This is a genomic window from Borrelia recurrentis A1, assembly GCF_000019705.1.
In the GTDB taxonomy this organism is placed as follows: Bacteria; Spirochaetota; Spirochaetia; order Borreliales; family Borreliaceae; genus Borrelia; species Borrelia duttonii.
Window position 1 is genome coordinate 412,429 of the sequence record NC_011244.1, and the last position, 21,790, is coordinate 434,218.

Here is a 21,790-nt window from a genome sequence, read left to right on the forward strand (position 1 = left end):
AGATAAAAAAATTAATCATTAAAATACGTATCAAAATTAAATGAATTATACAAAAAATATGTAAATAAATTCTTTAATCATTAATAAAAATTAATACTGATTAAAAAATATTTTAAGAAACCTATTATAAGCATCCTTATTATTTGGAACAATAATTTTACCATTAATTATCTTTGAATAAATATCATCTAATTCCTTTTCAAGGTTAAAAGAAATTTTTTTAGGATTTTTAACAAAATATAGCAAACCCTCTTTTAACCCATAATTTAATAATTGACCTCCTTCAAAAGCTCTTGTTTTCAAATAATTAGAAATAACAAGACTTAATATTCTTCCAATATCTTTAACTGAAGATGTAATAATATGTTCGGGTAACAGATAAGATTGATCTTGGTCAACCCCAATAACATAATGTCCAGCCCCCAATTTTTTTGCAGCCTCAATAACTCCAATCCCAGATAAACCTGCAGCATAATAAATAATATCTATACCATCCACATACATCTCGTTTGCCAATATCTCTCCACTCTCGGAATTAACAAAACTTCCAACATACTTATTATCAATATTAATATTTTGATTAGCATAAATAGCACCAGCTTCATATCCATACCTAAATATGTTGATAAAGTCATCATCCATCCCGCCTAAAAACCCAATTTTACCTGTTTTAGAAATACTAGCAGCAATATAACCTACTAAAAATGCTACTTCCTCTACTCTAAAAGTTATGGCTGATAAATTTTTAGGAATGCTTAAATCAGAATCATATATAAAATCAACAACTACATATTTAATTTCTGGATTTTTCAAAGCAATTTTAAGAGCCACATCACTAAACCTATACCCAATCAACCATATAAAATTAGAACCATCTGCTTTCAATGAATTTAAATCAGACAAATAAGAATTTGGACTAGATTCCTTTATAGCTACTTCTAATCCAAATTCTTTCTCCACCTTTTTAATACCATTCAAAGCACTTTTATTAAAAGACTCATCATCAAAAAATCCATCTACTAAAACACCAACTTTAACAGGCTCACCATCAACTTCAGAAGTAAAACACGAAAAATACAACAAACATAACACTAACAATAAATTAATCACATATATCTCCTCTTTAAGCTAAGTTAAGCCAATACAATCCCCAATATAATAAAGTCTATAACCTTGCCTTAAATAAATCAAATTCATGTTCAGTAGAAGGAACAATTAATTCCTTTTTAATTATCTTAGTTTGAATTTCTATAAGAACATCAATAAGCCCACTATCAATAATATCAGGATCTTTAACAATATCTATAACATTGTCTTCAAGTCCTAAATCAAAAACTTTACCACCAGCAAATTTATGATTTTTTATCAAATTTGCTGAATAATCGTGTATTGCTTGCCCAACATCCTTTATTACAGAAGTAATAACATGACCGGGTGCAAGATATGATTGATCCTTATTAACTCCAATAATATAATGTCCAACTCCAAGTTCTTTGGCAGCTTTAAACATACCAAGTGAAGCAGGCCCCATGACAGGAAAAATAATGTCAACACCATCCTCAACATACATATGTTCAGCAAACAATTTGCCAGCAACTTTATCAACTTCATCCAACATTCTCTTTACAATTACTCTTGTTGTAGGATTTGCATAAAATGCTCCTGCTCTAAATCCAATAACAAATCTCTCAACATAATCCATATTAACACCTGTTACAAATCCAATTCTATTACTTTTACTCATCTTAGAAGCTAAATATCCAGCTAAAAATGAACCCTCCTCTGATCTAAAATTAATAGCTACAAAATTTTGGGGAATCAAAATATTTTCATAATGCAAAGGATCGATAATTCCATACAAAACATTGAAATTCTCATGAGCAAATCTTATCACAGAATCTGAAAAAGAAGCACCAATAAACCAAACCAAATTAGCCCCCTTGTTTTGTAATTCGCAAACATCTTCCAACAGCAATTCACTAGCAGTCATCAACATTTTTTCTTCAGAAGGATAAGGTGTTATAACTTTTGGAATAACCTTAGTTCCAAATTCATTTTTTATATCAATAACACCATCAAGAAAATTTTGAAAATAACCCTCATCATCAAAACTACCCGAAGCCACAAGTCCAATAACAATCTGATCATCAACACTTTTAGCAAACTTCTTTTTTGAAAAAAAGCAAGATATGAACATTAAAACAAAAAGTAAAATAAAAGATAAATTTTTAGACATAACTTATCCTCTCCTTATACAAAATAACTTTTAAGTAAACAATTTTTTAATTTTAAAACAAAAATTTATAAATACAAAATTTATTCAGAAGATAAAAATAGTCTATATATTAACATGTTAATAAAGTTAATATATTTGTCTATAAAAAAAGAATTGACTTAATAAATATGAATATTTAAAAAATTATTATATTTATCAAAATTACTTGGAACTATAATATCACTATTAACTATCTTATTTTCTATAATTTGAATTTCAGATCTAAGCTCATCTGTAATTTTAAAACCATTTTTAACAATACTAACAGCTTTATCTTTAAGACCCAATTTTAATAACTTACCACCATTAAAACTCTTAGTATTTAAATAATCCTTTGTTATTTCATAAATAGAATTTCCAACATTCTTAATAACTGATGTCAATACATTATCAGGAGCAAGATAAGACTGATCTTGATCAACGCCAATAATATAATGCCCATCTCCAAGTTCTTTTGAAACCTCAATAGCACCAAGTCCTGCAAGCCCTGCTGACACAAATATGATATCAACATCATCTTTGTACATTTTTAAAGCAATAGTCCTTGCTAAAGACAAATCTACAAAAGATCCCAAATATTGAGAAGTTAACCCAACATCTTTATTTGCATATTTAGCACCAGCTTGATATCCATACCTAAATGCATTAATTACCATACCATCCATTCCACCTAAAAATCCAATTTTACCTGTCTTAGATATTTTAGCCGCAAGATACCCAGCTAAAAATGAAGCCTCTTCAACTTTAAAGGAAAGACCAAGCAAATTATCAGGAATACTAGTATTATCTTCATAAATAACATCAACAGCTCCATAAATAATATCTCTATTCAATAAAGCAGCATGTTCAATAGACTCTTGCAGTCTAAAACCAACTCCCCAAATAATGTCAGAACCTCTATCTTTAAGGCTCTCTAAATCACCAGCATAAGCACTACTTGTTGAAGCTCTTCCAACAATTTCAACTTCAAATTCATCTTCTAAAACCTTAGCACCTCTCCAAGCATCCTCACCAAATGATTTATCATCAAAAGTACCATCAACTATCAAAGAAATTAACGCCTTTCCTGAAGTTCCCAAAATAGATGTCTTTTTACTGCATCCTAAGAAAATTAATATCACACAAATTAATACCATAAATTTATTCATAAAGTAAAACCTCTAATTTTATATCATCTTTTATGTAGATGATCACTAATAAAATAATTATAAGATTTTTCATCTTTGGGAACTGTAATCTCATTATTAATTATTTTTTCTTTAATCTCTAAGAGAAAATCTGGATTCCTAATTAAATCTAAATTTATTGTTTCATTAAAAATCAAATCAAGTGCTCCATCTTTAAGTCCAAACTCCAAATTACCTCCACGCCAATTATCAAACTTTAAATAAGATTTTATCAAATCGAAAATAACTATATCAATGCACTTAACGTAAGACACAAGCACATTACCAGGAGCAAGATAAGACTGATTTTGGTCAACACCAATAATATAATGTCCATCTCCAAGTTCCTTTGAAACCTCAATAGCACCAAGTCCTGAAAGACCTGCTGCTGCAAATATAATATCAACTCCAGATGAATACATTTTACTTGCAATTGAACGTCCAAGAGAGAGATCAGAAAATGTTCCTACATATTGAAAACTTACTTCAATATCTTTATTTGCATACTTAGCACCAGCTTCATATCCATACCTAAATGCATTAAGAACAACACCCTCTATTCCACCTAAAAATCCAATTTTACCTGTATTAGATATCTTTGCTGCAAGATACCCAACCAAAAATGCTCCTTCCTCCGATCTAAAATTTATATTTACTAAATTTTGTGGCAATTTAACATCTTCCAAGTAAGAACCTTCAATAATGCCATAATTTACATTAGCATTTTCAAGAGCTTTACGTAAAAATACATCTGAAAATTTAAAACCAACTCCCCAGATCAAATCAGAACCACTCTCTTCTAAGCCTCCAATATCAGACAAATAACTAGAAGCTTTAGATTCTTTTTGAATTATATTCACTTTAAATTCTTCTTTAATCTGAGTCATTGCCTTGGAAGAATTTTCATTAAATCCTCTATCATCAAAAATACCATCAACAATGACAGAAACAGTATTAGAAAACGAAACCTTATCTTGTGAATCTGAACAACTTAAGAGCAAGAAAAGCAAAACAACCTTTGTTAACCATCTCATATACAAACCTCCACCCAACTCTACTTAAGCTCAAATCAATCCACAATATCAAAATATATAAAAATTAAACCTATTACTATATTACCATCTATAATGTGTGAAAGCTCTGTTTGCTTCTGCCATTCTATGAGTATCTTCTCTCTTTTTGAAAGCCGCACCTGTTGAATTATAAGAATTAACAAGCTCATTTGCTAATTTTTCTTGCATTGATTTTCCACTAGCTTTTCTGGCAGCTGATATAATCCATTTCATTGCCAAAGCCTCACGTCTCTCCTCTCTAACTTCAACTGGAACTTGATAAGTAGCACCACCAACTCTCCTACTGCGAACCTCTACCAATGGTTTAACATTATCTAAAGCCTTATTGAAAGCAGCAACCTTATCAACTTCTTCAAGTTTTTCTGCAAGCATATCAATTGAATTGTAAACTATAGATTCACTAATAAATTTTTTTCCATCATACATCATTCTATTTACAAATTTAGCAATTACCTGAGAATCATACTTCGAATCTTTAAAGACCTTTTTCTTAATTTTTTTACTCTTTCTTGACATACAATTTACACCTCTTAAGCCTTTGGTCTCTTAGTTCCATACTTAGAACGACCTTGCTTTCTATTATTAACACCAAGAGTATCCTTAGCCCCTCTAATGATATGATATCTAACACCCGGCAAATCTTTAACTCGTCCACCCCTAATTAGAACAACTGAATGCTCCTGCAAATTATGACCAATTCCCGGAATATAAGCTGTTACCTCAAATCCATTTGAAAGTCTAACACGAGCTACTTTTCTTAAAGCTGAATTAGGTTTCTTAGGCGTAACTGTCATTACACGAGTACAAATTCCTCTCTTTTGAGGACAATTTTGAAGCGCAGGAGATGCTGTCTTTTCTTTTTGACTTTTTCTTGGCTTCCTAATTAGTTGATTAATTGTAGGCATCTATGCTCCCTTTTTCCTGATTTTACCAGTAAATGGTATCAAATATAAAATTTATTTTCAAGCTAGACTTCTGAATTTGAATTTTCTCTCACCTTGACCCTTTTATATAAATTCATTCCCGTTCCTGTAGGAATTAAATGACCAATAACAACATTTTCCTTAAGACCTCTTAGATCATCAATACTACCAGCAATTGACGCATCTGTTAAGACTTTAGTTGTTTCTTGGAAAGAAGCAGCTGAAATAAATGAATCAATATTAAGAGATGCTTTAGTTATACCAATAAGAATTGGACTAGCTACTGCAGGTTCACCACCTTGCTCAATAACCCTTTTATTTTGTTCATAAAAAGCATGCTTATCGACCTTTTGATTATAAACAAAATTAGTATCACCCACAGAAACAATTTTAACTTTTTTCATCATCTGCTTAATAATAACACCAATATGTTTATCATTAATACTTACACCTTGCTTTCGATAAACATCTTGAATTTCTGCTAATAAAAATTCTTGCAAACTAATTCCACCAAGAATTTCAAGAACATCATGAGGATTAATCCTTCCATCACAAAGCATATCTCCAGCCCTAACAACATCCCCATCCCTCACCAAGAGATGTTTTCCAGCAGGAATATAATGCTTATGTTCAACTCCATATTCATCTATAACATTAATAAGTCTTTTACCTTTTTGAATTGCCTTAAATTGAACAACTCCACTTACTTTAGCCATTTCAGTTAAGTTTTTAGGAATTCTTGTTTCAAATAAATCATTAACTCTAGGAAGACCACCTGTAATATCTTGTGTTTTTTCAGATCCTTTAGAAAGCTTTGCAATGATATCTCCTATATCAATATCTTGCCCATCTTCAACTTGAAGGTAAGCATCTCCAGGCAATACATAAGATGCAATTTCAACACCTCTATCATTAATAATCAAAATTCTAGGATCAAGAGATTCAAAAACTTGATCTGTAATTCTCTTTTCAATATTGCCTGTTTCAAGATTAATCTCTTCTTTAAGAGTTGTTCCTAAAATAATATCTTTAAATTTAATTTTTCCTTTAACCTCAGCAATAATTGGTTCTGCAAACGGATCAAATGTTCCAATTACACGTCCAGCCTCAACATAATCTCCAACATTTATTTCAAGTCTTGTACCAACCTTTAGTGAAATCTCTTGTTCTTCAGAAACAATCATCAACTTATTATCTTTAATCTTAATGTAACCAATATGAGATGATAATACCTCAACTCCACTTTTATCAATAAATAAAGACATTCCCTTAATTACTTTTTGAGAATCTGAAACCTTAAGTTTCTTAATTTTTTTAATACTCTCCTCATAAATCACATTTATTATTCTTAAGACTCCCTTCCTTGTAAAAAGCAATCCTCCGTCAACTTGAACATTAAAACCTTCAAGTCCATTTAGAATAAAAGCATTCTTAAGAGCAATCTTATCATCTTCACTACCAGCTTGTGCCACTCCTCCAATATGGAAAGTTCTCATCGTAAGCTGTGTTCCTGGCTGACCTATTGACTGTGCTGCTATTATTCCAACAGCTTCTCCAATGCTAACGGGTTTATTGTTCGAGAAATCCCGCCCATAACACTTTTGGCAAACTCCATGCTCAGCTTCACAAGTTAAAACAGATCTAATAACAAGTTTATCAATACCAACTGTTTCTAACAATTTTATCTTGTCTTCTGTAATTTCTTCATTTACATCTAAAATAATCTCTCCAGTAATAGGACTTTTTATCCGTTCAATTGAATAACTTCCAACAGCTTTTTCTCGTAAAGGTTCAATTATTTCCTCACCATTTTTTAAAGCTTCAACTTTTATACCATTAATAGTACCGCAATCTTCTATTCTAACAACAACGTCTTGTGCAATATCTACCAATCTTCGCGTTAAATACCCAGCATCTGCTGTCTTAAGAGCAGTATCTGCAAGTCCCTTTCTTGCACCATTTGTAGATATAAAGAATTCAATAACAGACAGTCCTTCTTTAAAGTTAGAGATAATTGGAAGTTCAATAATATCACCCGATGTTTTAGCCATTAATCCTCGCATTCCAGCAAGCTGCCGTATCTGATTTCTACTTCCACGAGCACCAGAATCAGCCATCATATAAATCACATTAAAGCCATCTCTATCCTTTTTAAGGATCTCCATCATTTTATTAGTAAGCTCTTCATTTGTTTTTGACCAAACAGAAACAACGTTATTATATCTCTCTTCTCCAGTAATAACACCTTTGGTATAATCATTCTGAATTTTCGCAATCTCCCTATTAGCCTTCTCTACATACACTTTTTTCTCTTGAGGAACAATAATATCACTCATACTTATTGTACATCCAAATTTAGTAGCATATCTAAATCCAAGCTCTTTAATAATATCTAACATTTCAATTACAATAGAAGACCCATAAATAACATAAACCTCAGAAATTAAAGTTTGCAATTCATAATCACTAAGAGTTTTATTTACAAATGAAATTTTTCCTGGCAAAGCTTCACTAAATACAACACGTCCTGCCGTAGTCTTTATATATTCCTCACCAACTTTTACATAAATTTGTGCATTATAATCTAAGCTTTTATTATTAATTGCAAGAAGAACATGATTAAAGTTAGAAAACTTACGTCCTTCTCCCATAACATTTTTTCTCTCCATAGTTAAGTAATAAAGACCTAAAACAATATCTTGAGATGGAAATACTATAGGATGTCCATTTGCAGGATTTAACAAATTATTAGTTGACAACATCAAAGCCCAACTCTCAGCCTGTGCCGCAGGAGTTAAAGGAACATGAACGGCCATTTGATCACCATCAAAATCGGCATTATATGCATGACAAACAAGGGGATGCAATTTAATAGCCTTGCCTTCAACCAAAACTGGCTCGAAAGCTTGTATTCCCAATCTGTGAAGGGTTGGAGCCCTATTTAAAAGCACAGGATGCTCTTTAATAACATTATCCAAAATTTGCCATACTTCATCTACTTCTTGTTCAATTAAACTTTTAGCCCTTTTTATATTAAATACGGCTTCACTCTCAATTAATTTTCTAATCACAAATGGTTTAAAAAGCTCAAGAGCCATCTTTGCAGGAATACCACACTGATGAAGCTTAAGTTCAGGCCCAACAACAATAACAGAACGACCAGAATAATCAACTCTCTTTCCAAGAAGGTTTTGTCTAAATCTACCTTGTTTACCTTTTAACGCATCAGATAAAGATTTAAGAGGTCTATTAGATGTGCCCTTAACAACTTTTCTCTTATGAGAATTATCAAAAAGAGAGTCAACTGATTCTTGAAGCATTCTTTTTTCATTTCTAACAATAATCTCAGGAGCATTAAGAAGTAAAAGTTTTCTCAATCGATTATTTCTATTTATTACCCTTCTGTAGAGATCATTTAAATCAGAAGTTGCAAATCTACCACCATCAAGTTGCACCATAGGTCTAATTTCTGGCGGAATAACAGGAAGAACATCCATAATCATCCATTCTGGTTTATTACCAGAAATCTTAAAATTTTCAATAATTTCAAGACGTCTTAAAAGTTTTTTATCTGTTTTGTCGTCTTTATCAATCATTTGAAGCCTAAGCTTAGATGAAAGCTCATCAAGATCAAGATTTTCAAGTAGAGTTTTAATTGCCTCAGCACCCATTGAAGCGCTAAAAGACATCCCATATCTTTCTTTTGCTTCAGAATACTCATCTTCATTTAAAAGTTGCATTTTTTTAAGGTCAGTATCACCTGGCTCAATTACAATATATTTCTCATAATAAAGAATAGAATTTAAATTAGAAGCAGTAATATCAAGCAAAAGACCAATTCTAGAAGGAATATATTTATAATACCAAATATGAGCAACAGGAGCTGATAGTTCAATATGTCCCATTCTCTCACGTCTCACTTTAAAATGAGTCACTTCAACATTACAACGATCACAAATAATACCTTTATATCTTATTGACTTAAATTTTCCACAATAGCATTCCCATTCTTTAGTTGTACCAAAAATTCTCTCACAAAAAAGACCATCTTTCTCAGGTCTTAAAGTTCTATAATTAATAGTTTCAGACTTCTTAACTTCTCCATAAGACCAACTTCTAATTTGGTCAGGAGATGCTATTTTTATTCTTATCTTTTCAAAATCTTTTATCTCTTTCATAAAATCCTCAAAACCTAAGTCTTATTAATTAATTCCTCTTCCTTTTCTGTTAAAGGAATTTGATTTCCATTATCATCATAAATAGATAAATCAAAACCAAGACCTCTTAGTTCCTGCATCAAAACATTGAAAGATTCAGGAATTCCAGATACGTTAGTAGGAATGCCCTTAACAATATTTTCATATATCTTAACTCTTCCTGACATATCATCTGACTTTACTGTTAATAATTCTTGCAAAGTATGCGCAGCTCCATAAGCTTCAAGAGCCCAAACTTCCATCTCTCCAAGTCTTTGTCCACCAAATTGAGCTTTTCCTCCAAGAGGTTGTTGAGATACAAGTGAATAAGGACCTGTAGACCTTGCATGCATCTTATCATCAACAAGATGATGAAGTTTCAACATATATATAACTCCAACCATAACTTCATTTTCAAATGGTTCACCTGTATATCCATCATACAAGACTGCCTTTGACGTCTCATTAAATCCAGCTTTTTTTAACTTTTCTTGAATACATTCATTTGTAGCAGACTCAAAAACAGGAACATCATAATATTCGCCAAGATACTTACCAGCAAGACCAAGCTGAGATTCCATCAATTGTCCAATATTCATACGAGATGGCACTCCCAAAGGATTCAAGCATATATCAAGAGGGGTCCCATCTGCAAGATATGGCATATCTTCAACAGGAAGAATCTTTGCAACTACACCCTTATTTCCATGTCTTCCTGCCATTTTATCACCTTCTTTAAGTTTTCTTTTTTTGGCAATATAAACCTTTAATATTTCATCCACACCAGGTGGAAGATTTCCAACATCATCTTTAGTAATTCTTTGAACATCAATTACAGTTCCTTCAGTACCATGAGGAACTTTTAATGAATTATTCTTAACATCCTTTGCTTTCTCACCAAATATAGAAGTTAAAAGTTTAAATTCAGGGGTAATATCTCCTTCTGATTTTGGAGTAACTTTACCAATTAAAATATCACCTGGTTTTACATAAGTCCCTATTCTTACAATTCCATTTTCGTCAAGTTTACTCAATATCTTTCCACTAACATTAGGAATATCAGCCGTAACTTTTTCAGGTCCAAGCTTAGTCTCTCTTACTTCAATGCTAAATTCTTTAATATGAATTGAAGTATAAAGATCTTCCTTTACAATTCTCTCAGAAATTAAAATAGCATCCTCATAATTAAATCCATTCCACGGAATAAAACCAACTAATAAATTATTACCAAGCGCCAATTCTCCATATCTAGTAGCAGGACCATCTGCTATTATCTCATCCTTATTAACAATTTGGCCATTCTTCACCAAAACTGAATGATTGAAAGAAGTATCCTGGTTTGTCCTCTCATATTTATAAAGTTCATATTCATCTAAATCTCGTTCAGAAGTTGCATTATCAGGTTTAATAACTATCTTTTTGTTTGTGGCTAAGACAACTCTACCAGGTCTTTTTGCTTTAATAACAACACCAGAGTCTTTTGCAACTATCCTCTCCATACCTGTACCAACAATAGGTGGCTGTGGAAATAATAAAGGAACTGCCTGACGTTGCATATTCGAACCCATAAGAGCACGATTTGCATCATTATGTTCAAGAAAAGGTATTAACGCCGAAGAGACAGATATTAATTGTCTAGGCGAAACATCCATGTAATCGATATTTTTAGGCATCATTGTAGTATAATCCCCAGAAATCCTAACAGACACCAAATCATCAGTATAATTACCATCAGAACTAACAGAAGCATTTGCTTGCGCAATACATTTTTTTTCCTCATCAATAGCAGACAAATATTCAATATCATCGGTCACCTTACCATCAATCACCTTCCTATAAGGAGTTTCTAAGAAACCATAATCATTAACTTTTGAATAAGTAGCCAAAGAAACAATAAGTCCAATATTTGGGCCTTCAGGAGTTTCAATAGGACACATCCTACCATAATGAGTATAATGTACATCTCTTACTTCAAAACCTGCTCGATCCCTTGAGAGTCCACCAGGACCCAATGCATTAAGACGTCTCTTATGCGTAAGTTCGGCTAAAGGATTAACCTGATCCATAAACTGAGAAAGCTGACTGGTTGCAAAAAATTCTTTAACAGCAGAAACAACGGGCTTAACACTAATTAATTCTTGAGGTTTCAAATTGAATACTTCTTTATTAGACATTCTGTCCTTTGCAATTTTTTCTACTCTTGACATTGCACCTTTATATATGTTTGTAAGTAACTCACCAACAGAACGCACTCTTCTATTTCCAAGATGATCTATATCATCAAGAACATCATGCCCATCATATATTCTTAAAAGATGAGATATAGTATTTACTATATCTGTCATAGTAAGAACTGATGTTGTAAGATCATCAAGACCAAACTTCTTAGAAAGTTTATATCTTCCTACATGACCTAAATCATATCTTTTTTCTGAAAAAAATATAGTTCTTAAATCGTTCTCAGCATTGTCAATTGATATTGGTTCACCAGGCAAAAGTACACTATAAACTGCAAGCATCACGGATTCTCGTGAAAGCTCCTTAAATCCATCTTTTAAAGCAAAATAAGCATCTTCTTTTTCAAAACAATTTAAAATAACATCGGAACTAATGAAATGTTTTCCAGGAACACTATCATACCCATCAAAATCAATCAAGTTTATTTCTTTAACTCCATTTTGCAAAAAATCTTCAATATCTTGCAAAGTTATCTTATCACCTGCCCGATAAGTCATATTTTCTTTTATAGTAATGTTTGTAGCTAAATACTGTCCTGTAATCTCTCTTTTAGTATCATCATTTACTTCAATTTTTCTAATCTTATAAAAAGTCTCTATTATTTTTTCTCTAGTATCAAGACCTAAAGCTCTTAAGAAAAGAGTAACTAATATTCTTTTTTTTCTGTCTATCTTAACATAAAGGTAATCCTTTTTTGAGTCAATCTCAAATTCAAGCCAAGAACCACGATAAGGAATAATACGAGCATAATATAAATCTTTTTCCTTATAAAAAACAACCCCCGGAGATCTATGAATTTGTGATACAATGACTCTTTCTGCACCATTAACGATAAAAGTTCCTCTATCTGTCATTAAAGGAATAGTTCCCATATAAACATCTTTTTGTCTTATCTCTCCTGTTGTTAGAAACTGTAAGTTTAATCTTATCTTTAAAACAGCCTCATAACTTTGCCCCTTTCTTTTACACTCTTTCTCAGTAAAGCTAATAGAATCATATTCAATATAATATTTTTCATATTCAAGAGCAACCTCACCATTGCTACTTTTCATAGGAAAAACATCTCTAAACACAGATTCAAGGCCCTCATTGAGCAAAGGTTTATTATTTTTTAATCTCTCAAGTTGCAAAAATTTTTCATAAGAATTCAATTGTATTTCTATTAGGTTAGGTAAGTTTAAGATTTCTTCGGCTTTTCCTTGTCCTAGATGAACCCTTTTTATCATTAAAAGACTCCTTTTTTAAGACACAATAAACCACATGCCACTTAAACGACATGTGGAATAAAAAATTTGGCATATTTTTAATGCTTTACTTAATTTCAACTTTTGCACCAACTGCTTCTAGTTTCTTCTTTATTTCCTCAGCATCTGATTTTGAAACACCTTCCTTAACTGCCTTAGGAGCAGATTCAACTAAGGCTTTAGCCTCTCCAAGTCCAAGTCCAGTAATAGCTCTTACTTCTTTAATAACGTTTATCTTACTATCTCCAAAAGATACAAGCATCACATCAAATTCTGTCTGTTCCTCAACACCACCAGCAGCAGGACCAGGGCCAGCAGCAACTGCAACTGCAGCAGCAGTAACCCCAAACTTTTCTTCAATAGCTGTTATAAGCTCAACAACTTCAGATGTTTTAGCTTCTTCAAGCCATGTTAAAATATCTTCTTTATTTAGTGCCATATTAACTTAACTCCTTTCATATTATTTTAAACAGTGATAGCATGCACCCTATTAAGACTAACACTGCTTTTTTTTAAACTTTAATATCAGACAAAGCCTTTAAAGTTCTTACAAGTTTTGACATTGGTGCTTTAAGCACACTCATAAACAAAGAAATAGATTCAATCTTAGTAGGAAGTTTACTATAGGCACTAAGTTTAGACTCATCATAAACTTCTCCTAAAACAAAACCTCCTTTAACCTTTAAAGTAGTAGTTTTAACAAACTCATAAAAAATTTTCGCAATAACATTGGCTTCATCAAAAGCAGTAACAACAGCTGTTGGACCTAAAAGATAAGAATCAAGACCTTCAATATCTTTATCTTTTAACACTCTTTTCATTATATTGTTTTTAACAACTTTTAAAGCACCCTTTTCATCCTCAACCCTACTTCTTAACTTAGTAAGTTCTGCTACCGTTAATCCTCTGTAATCTAAGAAAAAAATATTATCCTTGCCATCTAAAAACTCTTTTAACGAATTAAACATTTCAACCTTTTTAGGATTTATCTTTTTATCCATAATTCAGCTCCTAAACAAAATCAATCTTTACAGAAGGTCCCATCGTAGATGAAACATAAACACTATCAACAAAAGTACCTTTCAAATCACTTGGCCGTCTTTTAAGTAATTCTTTAATAAATTCATCATAATTTTCCCTTATTTTCTTACTATCCATAGAAGATTTACCAACAGAAAAATTAATCACACCATTCTTATTTGCTCTAAACTCTGTACGTCCTTTCTTAAGACTAGCTATTGTACCTTTCAAATCATTTGTAATTGTTTGTGTTTTTGGATTTGGCATCAATCCCCTTTTTCCTAAAATCGGACCAAGTTTTCCAACATCTTTCATCATATCAGGCGTTGCAACAACAACATCAAAATCACTAAAACCATCCTTAATCTTATTAATAAGATCATCATCTCCAACATAAGCAGCACCAAATTCTCGTGCCTCTTCTGCTTTCTCACCTTTTGCAAAAACAAGTATTCTCTTTTCTTTCATAAATTGATGTGGCAACACAAGCGTCTCTCTAACCGTATGATTTTTCTTTAAATTAAGATTAACAGATACATCTATAGTCTCATCAAATTTAACAAACTTAATTTCTTTTAATAAAGATATTGCATCATCAATATTATAAGATTTAAGCTTATTTACCTTAGAGAGAGCTTGAATATATTTTTTTCCACTCTTAGCCATTATTTTTCCACCTCAACACCCATAGATCTAGCACTTCCTGCAATAATTTTAAATGCAGCCTGCTCCGTTTTTGCATTCAAATCGGGCATTTTAATTTTTGCAATTTCCATTATTTTTTCTTTTGATATAACCCCAACCTTATCTGTATTTGATTTCTTAGAACCTGTCTCTATGCCAACAGCTTTTTTAATTAAAACTGAAGCTGGTGGAGTTTTAACAACAAATGAAAAACTCTTATCACTATAAACAGTAATAATAACAGGAACAACAATTCCTGGTTCCATTTTAGCAGTTCTCTCATTAAATTCCTTAACAAACTGAGGACCACTAACACCATGAGGTCCAAGAGTCTGTCCTATTTTGGCTCCTGGAGCAGCTTGAGCAGCTGGAACTTGAAGTTTAACCCAAGCAACTTCCTTTTTTTTCTTAGACATAAAAAACTCCTTATGGTAAATAACGCTCTTAAAGCTCCCATTTATAAACTTATTGCTAAATTTTTTCTATATGTTGAAAATCAACTTCAACAGGAGTTGACCTTCCAAAAATTTGAACTGCAACTTTCAATTTTTTCTTCTCATAATCAATGGATCCAATAACACCCTCAAAAGAATCAAAAGGGCCTCCCTTAATTCTTACTCTCTCACCTTCTTCAAAATCATAAAGTATAAAAATAGATTTATCTGCTTTAATCTCTCCAGCAAGCATAAAGACACTCTTAACTTCCTCATCACTAATTGGAAGAGGTTTTTGTTCTTTAGTAGTACCAACAAAATTTACAACACCTGATATTTTAATAATATTAGCTACAGTACTTTTCCACTCCTGATCGGAAAGATCTAATTCAATCAATATATACCCTGGCCAAATCTTTCTCTCACGTATACGTTTCTTTCCATTTCTTATCTCTTCTACTCTCTCAATAGGAGCTTTAACATCCAAAACATTATTACCAAAAACACCTTCACTAATTAAAAGCTTTATTTCCTGTTCTATTTTTTTCTCATACTGAGAAAAAGTTTGTAGCACATACCAGGCCCTAGACATAATTTTTTCCTTAAAATATATAGGTTATAACAAGATACATGATATAATCTACCACACCTAAAAAAACAGAAATAAAAACAACCAACCAAAAAACCTGTTTTCCACTGCCTATTACTTCATTATACCTAGGCCATGTTATTTTTTTAAGTTCTAAAACACTTTCTTTAAAAAATTTAAACATTTAAAAGCCTCTCTTTGATAACACAAACAACAGGTCAGAAGGGAATCGAACCCCCAACATGTGGTTTTGGAGACCACTGTTCTACCATTGAACTACTGACCTATCACTTAAATCACTTTATTTTGCCTTCTTTATGAAGAGTATGTTTCCTTAAACTTGGACAATATTTCATCAATTCCAATTTTTCTTGAGTATTACGTCTATTCTTAGTAGTAGTATAATTTCTAATTCCTGTCTCTTCACACACTAAAGCTATAAGCCCAACAGCTCCTTTACCTTTCTTCTTTCCCATAACAACACTCCTGAATATACAAAAGCCCTCAATCGGATTTGAACCGATGCCGCCACCTTACCATGGTGGTGCTCTACCACCTAAGCTATAAGGGCATTATTTCCCTTCGGTAATAAACCCTTATATCATGTTAATTTATTATCTTAAAAAAGACAAGCCTTATTAAATAATATCTTAAAATTTCAATTTAAAGTCTATTATTTAATAATAACGAACTTACCCTCTCTTAAAAGATTGATATTATTTTCATTTGAAAAGATCTTATTTATGGAATAATCATCAAGTATAATATCTGAATGATTTTTGCCATAAACCCCCTTAGCAATCAATCTTAAAGGATAATCTCCAATTCTGTCTTTATTCTTATAAGAAATATCATTTGTATACTCAAACATACCCCATTTTTTAAGGGCATCCGGGTCAACCATCCTTTTGTCAAAATAAAGCTTAATATTTTCATCATAAATTTTAACAAAAAAAGCATCAGCTAATTTAACAATAGAACCAGAGGAAGATTTATAATCATCACCCGCATAAATAATAATTCCGGTATAAACAAACTGTTCAACAGTTGTATTCATTAATGGAAAAAAAGCTTTATAAGGCTTACTATGACCTAAAAATAAATTTATAAAATCAGGGAAAATACAAAGCTCATACCTAACGGTGATATTTTTCAAATCTTCTGAATATTTCATGTATCCTCTTTTCAAAATACTATCAAGTCCTGAAAAATATAATATTAAATGAGGATCAGAATCAAAATAGTCTTTAAAAGTAGAATCAGAATCAATTATAATTTCAAAAAGCGATTCTCTTATCAAAGTATCCTTAAAATCATTAACACTAAACACTAATCTAGAAGTAGAATCAATACCAACTCTACCAAATCTATCTTCATCTACTGGTTTAATAATATCAAAATAAACTATTTTAGCATCCCAATCAATTGTTCTCTTTATGCTAGATTTAGATGAAACGTCATTTATAATAGACACATTAGAATAAAACAAAAATAAAAAATTCAAAAGACCATTAAGCAAATTCACACAAATCTCCCTATTTTTTACCTAAATAAACACCTATCCAAGCCCAACCATCATTAATTTCTGGATCTTTTGGATAAGAAATTTTTTTAAAAACAAAATACCATTCCCAAATATGTTCCCAACCACTAGATCCAAGATAAGATATATCATTACTAGAATCTGCTTCAAAAGTTTTTGCAAACTGTATACCATTTTTTCGTCTACTACTAAGCTTAATCATAGTTGTCAAAAAACTGTTCGTATTAATCGAATTACTTTTACCACTTCGCTGATCCCAACTTTGAATAAAAAAATTATGTTTATCTCTTATACTTAATAATTTTGCAGTATTTCCTGAAAAAATATATCTCTTAACATCAGAAATTAAGTCATTCAAATTTCTATAAACTACAAAATCCGGATTATCATAATAATTAATCTTAGTCATAACAGCAGAATAATCTCTTGAATCTATTTTTAAATCTGATCGTGGTATTGAGAGTAGTTTTTTATAATAAAGATAAGCCTCATCATAACTTTGAACATCTTCTAAACTTAAAGCAAGATTGTAATAATAATTACCCCTATCTGCATTGGTCATACTTTCAAAATTATCATTCAGCAATAATTTATAATAATTTATTTTGTCTATAGCATCAATATTTAAATTGATCACTCTCTTTGCAATATCTAATTTTATAGAACTATTCTCATAAATATAATCATCAAAATTATCAACAATATATCTATAATACGTAAAAGCTATCTCATCTTCCTTAATATAAGAATATATATTACCTATTAAATAAAAATATAAAGGATAATATTCCTTATCCTCATCATCAGCAATTCCCTTATTAACAAAACTCAAAGCATCCTCATAATCTTTATTGTGCATATGAATATCAACTATTCTATCAATGATAAGAAATCTATTTAGACCTTTTTTATTTGAAGCTTCTAAAAGACTTGTTAGACTCTTAATATCACTTTGTTTACTCTTATAGCAACTAAAAATCAGCACTAGTCCAAACACTTGAATTAATAACTTCATTGTTTTTATTATATAATAAAGGTCATGCATAACAAAATACATCTTAAGTTCAATAAAAAATACTGGAATTTTAACATGAATAAAAAATTAATCTATATTTTATTATATTTATTATTTTTATCTTGTTCTAATAAAAATGACAAATATGGTATTATCCTAGATTCAAATAATAGAGAAAAATTACCAAACGGATCTCTTGTAACAATAGAGAATATTAATCAAGACAAAAAAGCAACAATAAATTACAATGGAATAAAATTTATTGTATATAAATTCACAATAGAAAAATTTCAAACAAAAAAGGAAGCAGAAGAATTTCAAAACAGTATCCAACCATATATAAATAAATATGCTATAAGTAAAAAAGATCTCTTACCTCTAAGAACATCCCCAGATAATTACAGAGAAAACATAATACATAGGATACCAAAAGAAACCATACTTAAAATAATACATATTGGAGAAACGACAGAAGCAGGTTCACTTAAAGGAAAATGGCTATATGCATTAACAAAAGATGGTCATAAGGGTTATGTTTTTGACTATGCACTTGAAGTTTTTGATAATATTCCTGGAAAAATACTCACACATTCATTAGATCAAACATCACAAGACAATGTAATTCATACATTTAAAAACATAAAATATTTAAGACCACTTTATTATGAAAAAATGATTGCAAATAATACTTATAATAAAAATCTACTAAAAAATGAATATGGATTATTTTTTACTCAACAAAACAAAATAAAAATCAACATACCCGAATTAAACCTAATTTTTAAATTTGATATAATTGAGGAAGTAAAACCTAACGGCTTTTTATTTAAATCAAAAAACTCAAAGGAAGATTTTATCCTGATAGTAAAAAGCAACCAAAATTACTACAAAGCAATCATTCAAGTTAAAGAAAACCAACTAGAATCAAATTTCGTCATAATTGAACAAAACATCGAAAAAATCATACTTGAATCTGAAAGACAAAATCAAAACCTTATAAACAAATTAACTTCTTACGAAAACTTAACAAATACACAATATGGAAATATTAAATTTAATAAAGATAAAACCTTTGTTTGGGAAATAGATAACAAAATTTACAATTTACCAAGTTCAGGAACATTTGAAATAATAGGATTTAGTCCAAATTTACAAATATCATATAAAAACGCCCTAAAACTTATAAATGAGGAAGGAAAAGAATATTTTTGTTTAATAGACTATACAAATAATGCCTTACAACTTATATTTATATCTTCAAAAAACGTAGAAAACAAATTGATAATAACAAACGATAAAGACAAAATTGCAGTTATTATATTTAATAATAACTCCTCAAATCAAGATATTATTACAAAACAGTTTCAAAAAACTATTTAAAGGTCAAAATTAATGAAAATAATATTTATAATACTCTTAACACAATTTATTACATCACTAAATGCAAATGAAACTATAAAAACAATAAAGGAACTATCAAAAACAGTTTATAATTTTAATAACCAAGAATACACAACAAATAAAGAAAAGTTAGACAAATTAATAGAATTAATAGATATAAATAATAAAAATATCTTACAAGAATTACAAAAAATAAAAAATGAATTTTTAATTACATCTATATATTTCCAAAATATAAAAGGTACCCTAATAGCTATAAATCTTGCTGCACAGATAAACTTTAGATATAAAGTATCTCCTTTATCAATTGCAATAATTAACAATGATTTTAAAACTACCAAAATACTAATAGACTATGGTATTAAAATCAACAACATAGATGAAACAAAACATTCACCAATATTTTGGGCAATATATCTTAACAATGAAAAAATATTCAACCTTTTAAAAGAACAAGGAGCTGATCTAAGCCTAACTCTTAAGAATGGAAAAACACCTATACAAGCTGCAATAGAAATTGAAAATATCAATTTGATTGAATTATTGCTTAAAAAAAATGTCTACATCAGCGATGAATACAAAAAAGAAATTAAAAATCTAAAAAATCAAAACATAATAAATATCTTTAAAAAATATAAAACAACATAAATATATGACATATAAATTTTTTAACATAACACAGTATTGATATAGATTAATGATAAGAAAATGCAATATCAAATTTATATTTACAAAAAATCTAGTAAAATTTATTATACTATTAATTGTGATTTTGCAAATTCAAAAAGGAACAATATATGAATGAAAAAATAAAATTTTTTCTCACCATCCCCATTGGAATATTATTTGGATTATTCCTGCCATCTGAAACTTATAATGCACTCTCACATATTTTCATAAGGTTAACTTATTTTTCTCTAATTCCTTTTTTAATATTTGCAATTCCACTTGGAATAGAAAACATTATAGAAAATAAAAAATTCAAAAGGTTGTTTGGCAAAATAATCTATTATGGAATTTTAATTAATATTTCAGGAGTAATTATAGCCATAGCTGTTTCAACAATATACCTACCACAAAGAATTCCAATATTAGATAAAAATATTCAAAATCAATATTTATTTGATAAAAAAATATTTCTTGAAACATTCTTTCCAAAAAATATTTTTACTATATTTACAAATAGTAATCCAAATCTTTTAAATATTTATTTAATTTCAATCATTATTGGTGCCAGTTTTTATTACGCAAAACAAAAAGGAAGAATCGCAAAAGAGCTTCTCTTAAGCATGTCCAATCTTTTTTATAATACAAATGATATTATTGTTAAAATATCACAATTTGGAATTATTTTTATAACAGCAGCATATGCTGTTAACTTAAAAAATTTTAAGAACTATCAATATTATATAAATAGCATAATTTTTTTATCATTATGGACAGGAATTATCATTCTAATAATAATTCCAATGATTAGCTACCGATTAACTAAGAATTTTAAATTATCGTACAAAAATATATTAACATCTCTACATAATATAATATTTGCGGGCCTAACAATGGATACTTATGCTCCCTATTCTCTTTTAATAGAAAACATTAAAAATGAAAAAATAAATATAAAAAAATCCATAATCATAAACATACCAATAATAAACTTTATGTCTAAATTTGGAACAATTTTCATTTCAACAATTTCTTTCTTTATTATTTTAAAATCCTACTCTAGTTTACCTATAACAATCTATGAAATAAGCTATATGAGTATATTAGCATTCATTTCCATTTTTGCATTTCCACATATTCCTAATAGTTTAATTTACATAATTACAATGCTATGCTCAACTTATACAAAAGGAATTGAACTTAGTTACTCAAACATCATACCAATCCTTCCAATCCTAACATCGCTAGCTATAATGATTGACTTTACCTCAAGCATTGCAATAATGCAAATAATAGACTTTAATGACTCACAATATACTTAAT

20 protein-coding genes and 2 tRNA genes are annotated in these 21,790 nt (G+C 29.9%); 3 read left to right on the forward strand and 19 right to left on the reverse strand.

Annotation, left to right across the window (positions count from 1 at the left end; genetic code table 11):
• Positions 1 to 90 precede the first annotated feature (90 nt).
• The 19 genes from BRE_RS01925 to BRE_RS02015 all read right to left on the reverse strand — a co-directional run bounded on the left by BRE_RS01925 (position 91) and on the right by BRE_RS02015 (position 18,400).
• Positions 91 to 1,110 carry a BMP family ABC transporter substrate-binding protein gene (locus BRE_RS01925; RefSeq protein ID WP_012538862.1) on the reverse strand — a complete coding sequence of 340 codons (1,020 nt, stop codon included), beginning with the start codon at positions 1,108 to 1,110 and terminating at the stop codon, positions 91 to 93.
• 55 nt (positions 1,111 to 1,165) lie between these two features.
• Complete coding sequence (locus tag BRE_RS01930; RefSeq protein ID WP_012538863.1) at positions 1,166 to 2,236, reverse strand: BMP family ABC transporter substrate-binding protein; 1,071 nt, start codon at positions 2,234 to 2,236, stop codon at positions 1,166 to 1,168.
• Between the two features lie 158 nt (positions 2,237 to 2,394).
• Positions 2,395 to 3,423 carry a BMP family ABC transporter substrate-binding protein gene (locus tag BRE_RS01935; protein ID WP_012538864.1) on the reverse strand — a complete coding sequence of 343 codons (1,029 nt, stop codon included), beginning with the start codon at positions 3,421 to 3,423 and terminating at the stop codon, positions 2,395 to 2,397.
• A gap of 23 nt (positions 3,424 to 3,446) precedes the next feature.
• Positions 3,447 to 4,475 (reverse strand): BMP family lipoprotein, encoded by a 1,029-nt coding sequence (locus BRE_RS01940; protein WP_041178115.1) that lies wholly within the window; start codon positions 4,473 to 4,475, stop codon positions 3,447 to 3,449.
• 81 nt (positions 4,476 to 4,556) lie between these two features.
• The gene (gene rpsG, locus BRE_RS01945; RefSeq protein ID WP_012538143.1) at positions 4,557 to 5,030 is read right to left on the reverse strand and encodes a 30S ribosomal protein S7; all 474 of its coding nucleotides are present in this window, start codon (positions 5,028 to 5,030) and stop codon (positions 4,557 to 4,559) included.
• 14 nt (positions 5,031 to 5,044) lie between these two features.
• Complete coding sequence (gene rpsL / locus BRE_RS01950) at positions 5,045 to 5,419, reverse strand: 30S ribosomal protein S12 (protein WP_012538144.1); 375 nt, start codon at positions 5,417 to 5,419, stop codon at positions 5,045 to 5,047.
• Between the two features lie 62 nt (positions 5,420 to 5,481).
• Complete coding sequence (gene rpoC, locus BRE_RS01955) at positions 5,482 to 9,615, reverse strand: DNA-directed RNA polymerase subunit beta' (protein ID WP_012538866.1); 4,134 nt, start codon at positions 9,613 to 9,615, stop codon at positions 5,482 to 5,484.
• 14 nt (positions 9,616 to 9,629) lie between these two features.
• Positions 9,630 to 13,097, reverse strand: coding sequence for a DNA-directed RNA polymerase subunit beta (gene rpoB / locus BRE_RS01960; RefSeq protein WP_012538867.1), 3,468 nt, complete (start codon positions 13,095 to 13,097; stop codon positions 9,630 to 9,632).
• Positions 13,098 to 13,182: 85 nt separating this feature from the next.
• A complete protein-coding gene (gene rplL / locus BRE_RS01965; RefSeq protein WP_012538147.1) occupies positions 13,183 to 13,554 on the reverse strand; it encodes a 50S ribosomal protein L7/L12 in 372 nt (123 codons plus the stop codon).
• Between the two features lie 73 nt (positions 13,555 to 13,627).
• Entirely contained in the window at positions 13,628 to 14,116 is a 489-nt protein-coding gene (gene rplJ, locus BRE_RS01970; RefSeq protein ID WP_012538868.1) for a 50S ribosomal protein L10, read from the reverse strand.
• Positions 14,117 to 14,126: 10 nt separating this feature from the next.
• The gene (rplA, locus tag BRE_RS01975) at positions 14,127 to 14,801 is read right to left on the reverse strand and encodes a 50S ribosomal protein L1 (protein ID WP_012538869.1); all 675 of its coding nucleotides are present in this window, start codon (positions 14,799 to 14,801) and stop codon (positions 14,127 to 14,129) included.
• Positions 14,801 to 15,235 (reverse strand): 50S ribosomal protein L11, encoded by a 435-nt coding sequence (gene rplK / locus BRE_RS01980; protein WP_012538870.1) that lies wholly within the window; start codon positions 15,233 to 15,235, stop codon positions 14,801 to 14,803. The genes rplA and rplK overlap by 1 nt, the downstream gene beginning before the upstream one ends.
• A 55-nt stretch (positions 15,236 to 15,290) precedes the next feature.
• The gene (gene nusG, locus BRE_RS01985; RefSeq protein WP_012538151.1) at positions 15,291 to 15,845 is read right to left on the reverse strand and encodes a transcription termination/antitermination protein NusG; all 555 of its coding nucleotides are present in this window, start codon (positions 15,843 to 15,845) and stop codon (positions 15,291 to 15,293) included.
• 10 nt (positions 15,846 to 15,855) lie between these two features.
• Entirely contained in the window at positions 15,856 to 16,026 is a 171-nt protein-coding gene (secE, locus tag BRE_RS01990; protein WP_012538871.1) for a preprotein translocase subunit SecE, read from the reverse strand.
• 30 nt (positions 16,027 to 16,056) lie between these two features.
• Positions 16,057 to 16,128, reverse strand: a tRNA-Trp gene (locus tag BRE_RS01995).
• Between the two features lie 10 nt (positions 16,129 to 16,138).
• Complete coding sequence (gene rpmG / locus BRE_RS02000) at positions 16,139 to 16,318, reverse strand: 50S ribosomal protein L33 (protein WP_012538153.1); 180 nt, start codon at positions 16,316 to 16,318, stop codon at positions 16,139 to 16,141.
• Between the two features lie 23 nt (positions 16,319 to 16,341).
• Positions 16,342 to 16,413 (reverse strand) — tRNA-Thr (locus BRE_RS02005).
• Positions 16,414 to 16,515: 102 nt separating this feature from the next.
• Positions 16,516 to 17,367: a hypothetical protein gene (locus BRE_RS02010; protein WP_012538154.1), complete on the reverse strand. Its 852-nt coding sequence runs from the start codon at positions 17,365 to 17,367 to the stop codon at positions 16,516 to 16,518.
• 10 nt (positions 17,368 to 17,377) lie between these two features.
• On the reverse strand, positions 17,378 to 18,400 hold the full coding sequence (locus tag BRE_RS02015; protein ID WP_041178190.1) for a tetratricopeptide repeat protein: 1,023 nt from the start codon (positions 18,398 to 18,400) through the stop codon (positions 17,378 to 17,380).
• 75 nt (positions 18,401 to 18,475) lie between these two features.
• Here BRE_RS02015 and BRE_RS02020 point away from each other — a divergent pair, with 75 nt between their 5' ends.
• The 3 genes from BRE_RS02020 (at position 18,476) to BRE_RS02030 (ending at position 21,789) form a co-directional block, all read left to right on the forward strand.
• Entirely contained in the window at positions 18,476 to 19,780 is a 1,305-nt protein-coding gene (locus BRE_RS02020; RefSeq protein ID WP_232212692.1) for a hypothetical protein, read from the forward strand.
• Between the two features lie 12 nt (positions 19,781 to 19,792).
• Entirely contained in the window at positions 19,793 to 20,449 is a 657-nt protein-coding gene (locus BRE_RS02025; protein ID WP_012538874.1) for an ankyrin repeat domain-containing protein, read from the forward strand.
• Between the two features lie 149 nt (positions 20,450 to 20,598).
• Positions 20,599 to 21,789 carry a dicarboxylate/amino acid:cation symporter gene (locus BRE_RS02030; RefSeq protein ID WP_012538158.1) on the forward strand — a complete coding sequence of 397 codons (1,191 nt, stop codon included), beginning with the start codon at positions 20,599 to 20,601 and terminating at the stop codon, positions 21,787 to 21,789.
• Position 21,790: the final 1 nt, after the last annotated feature.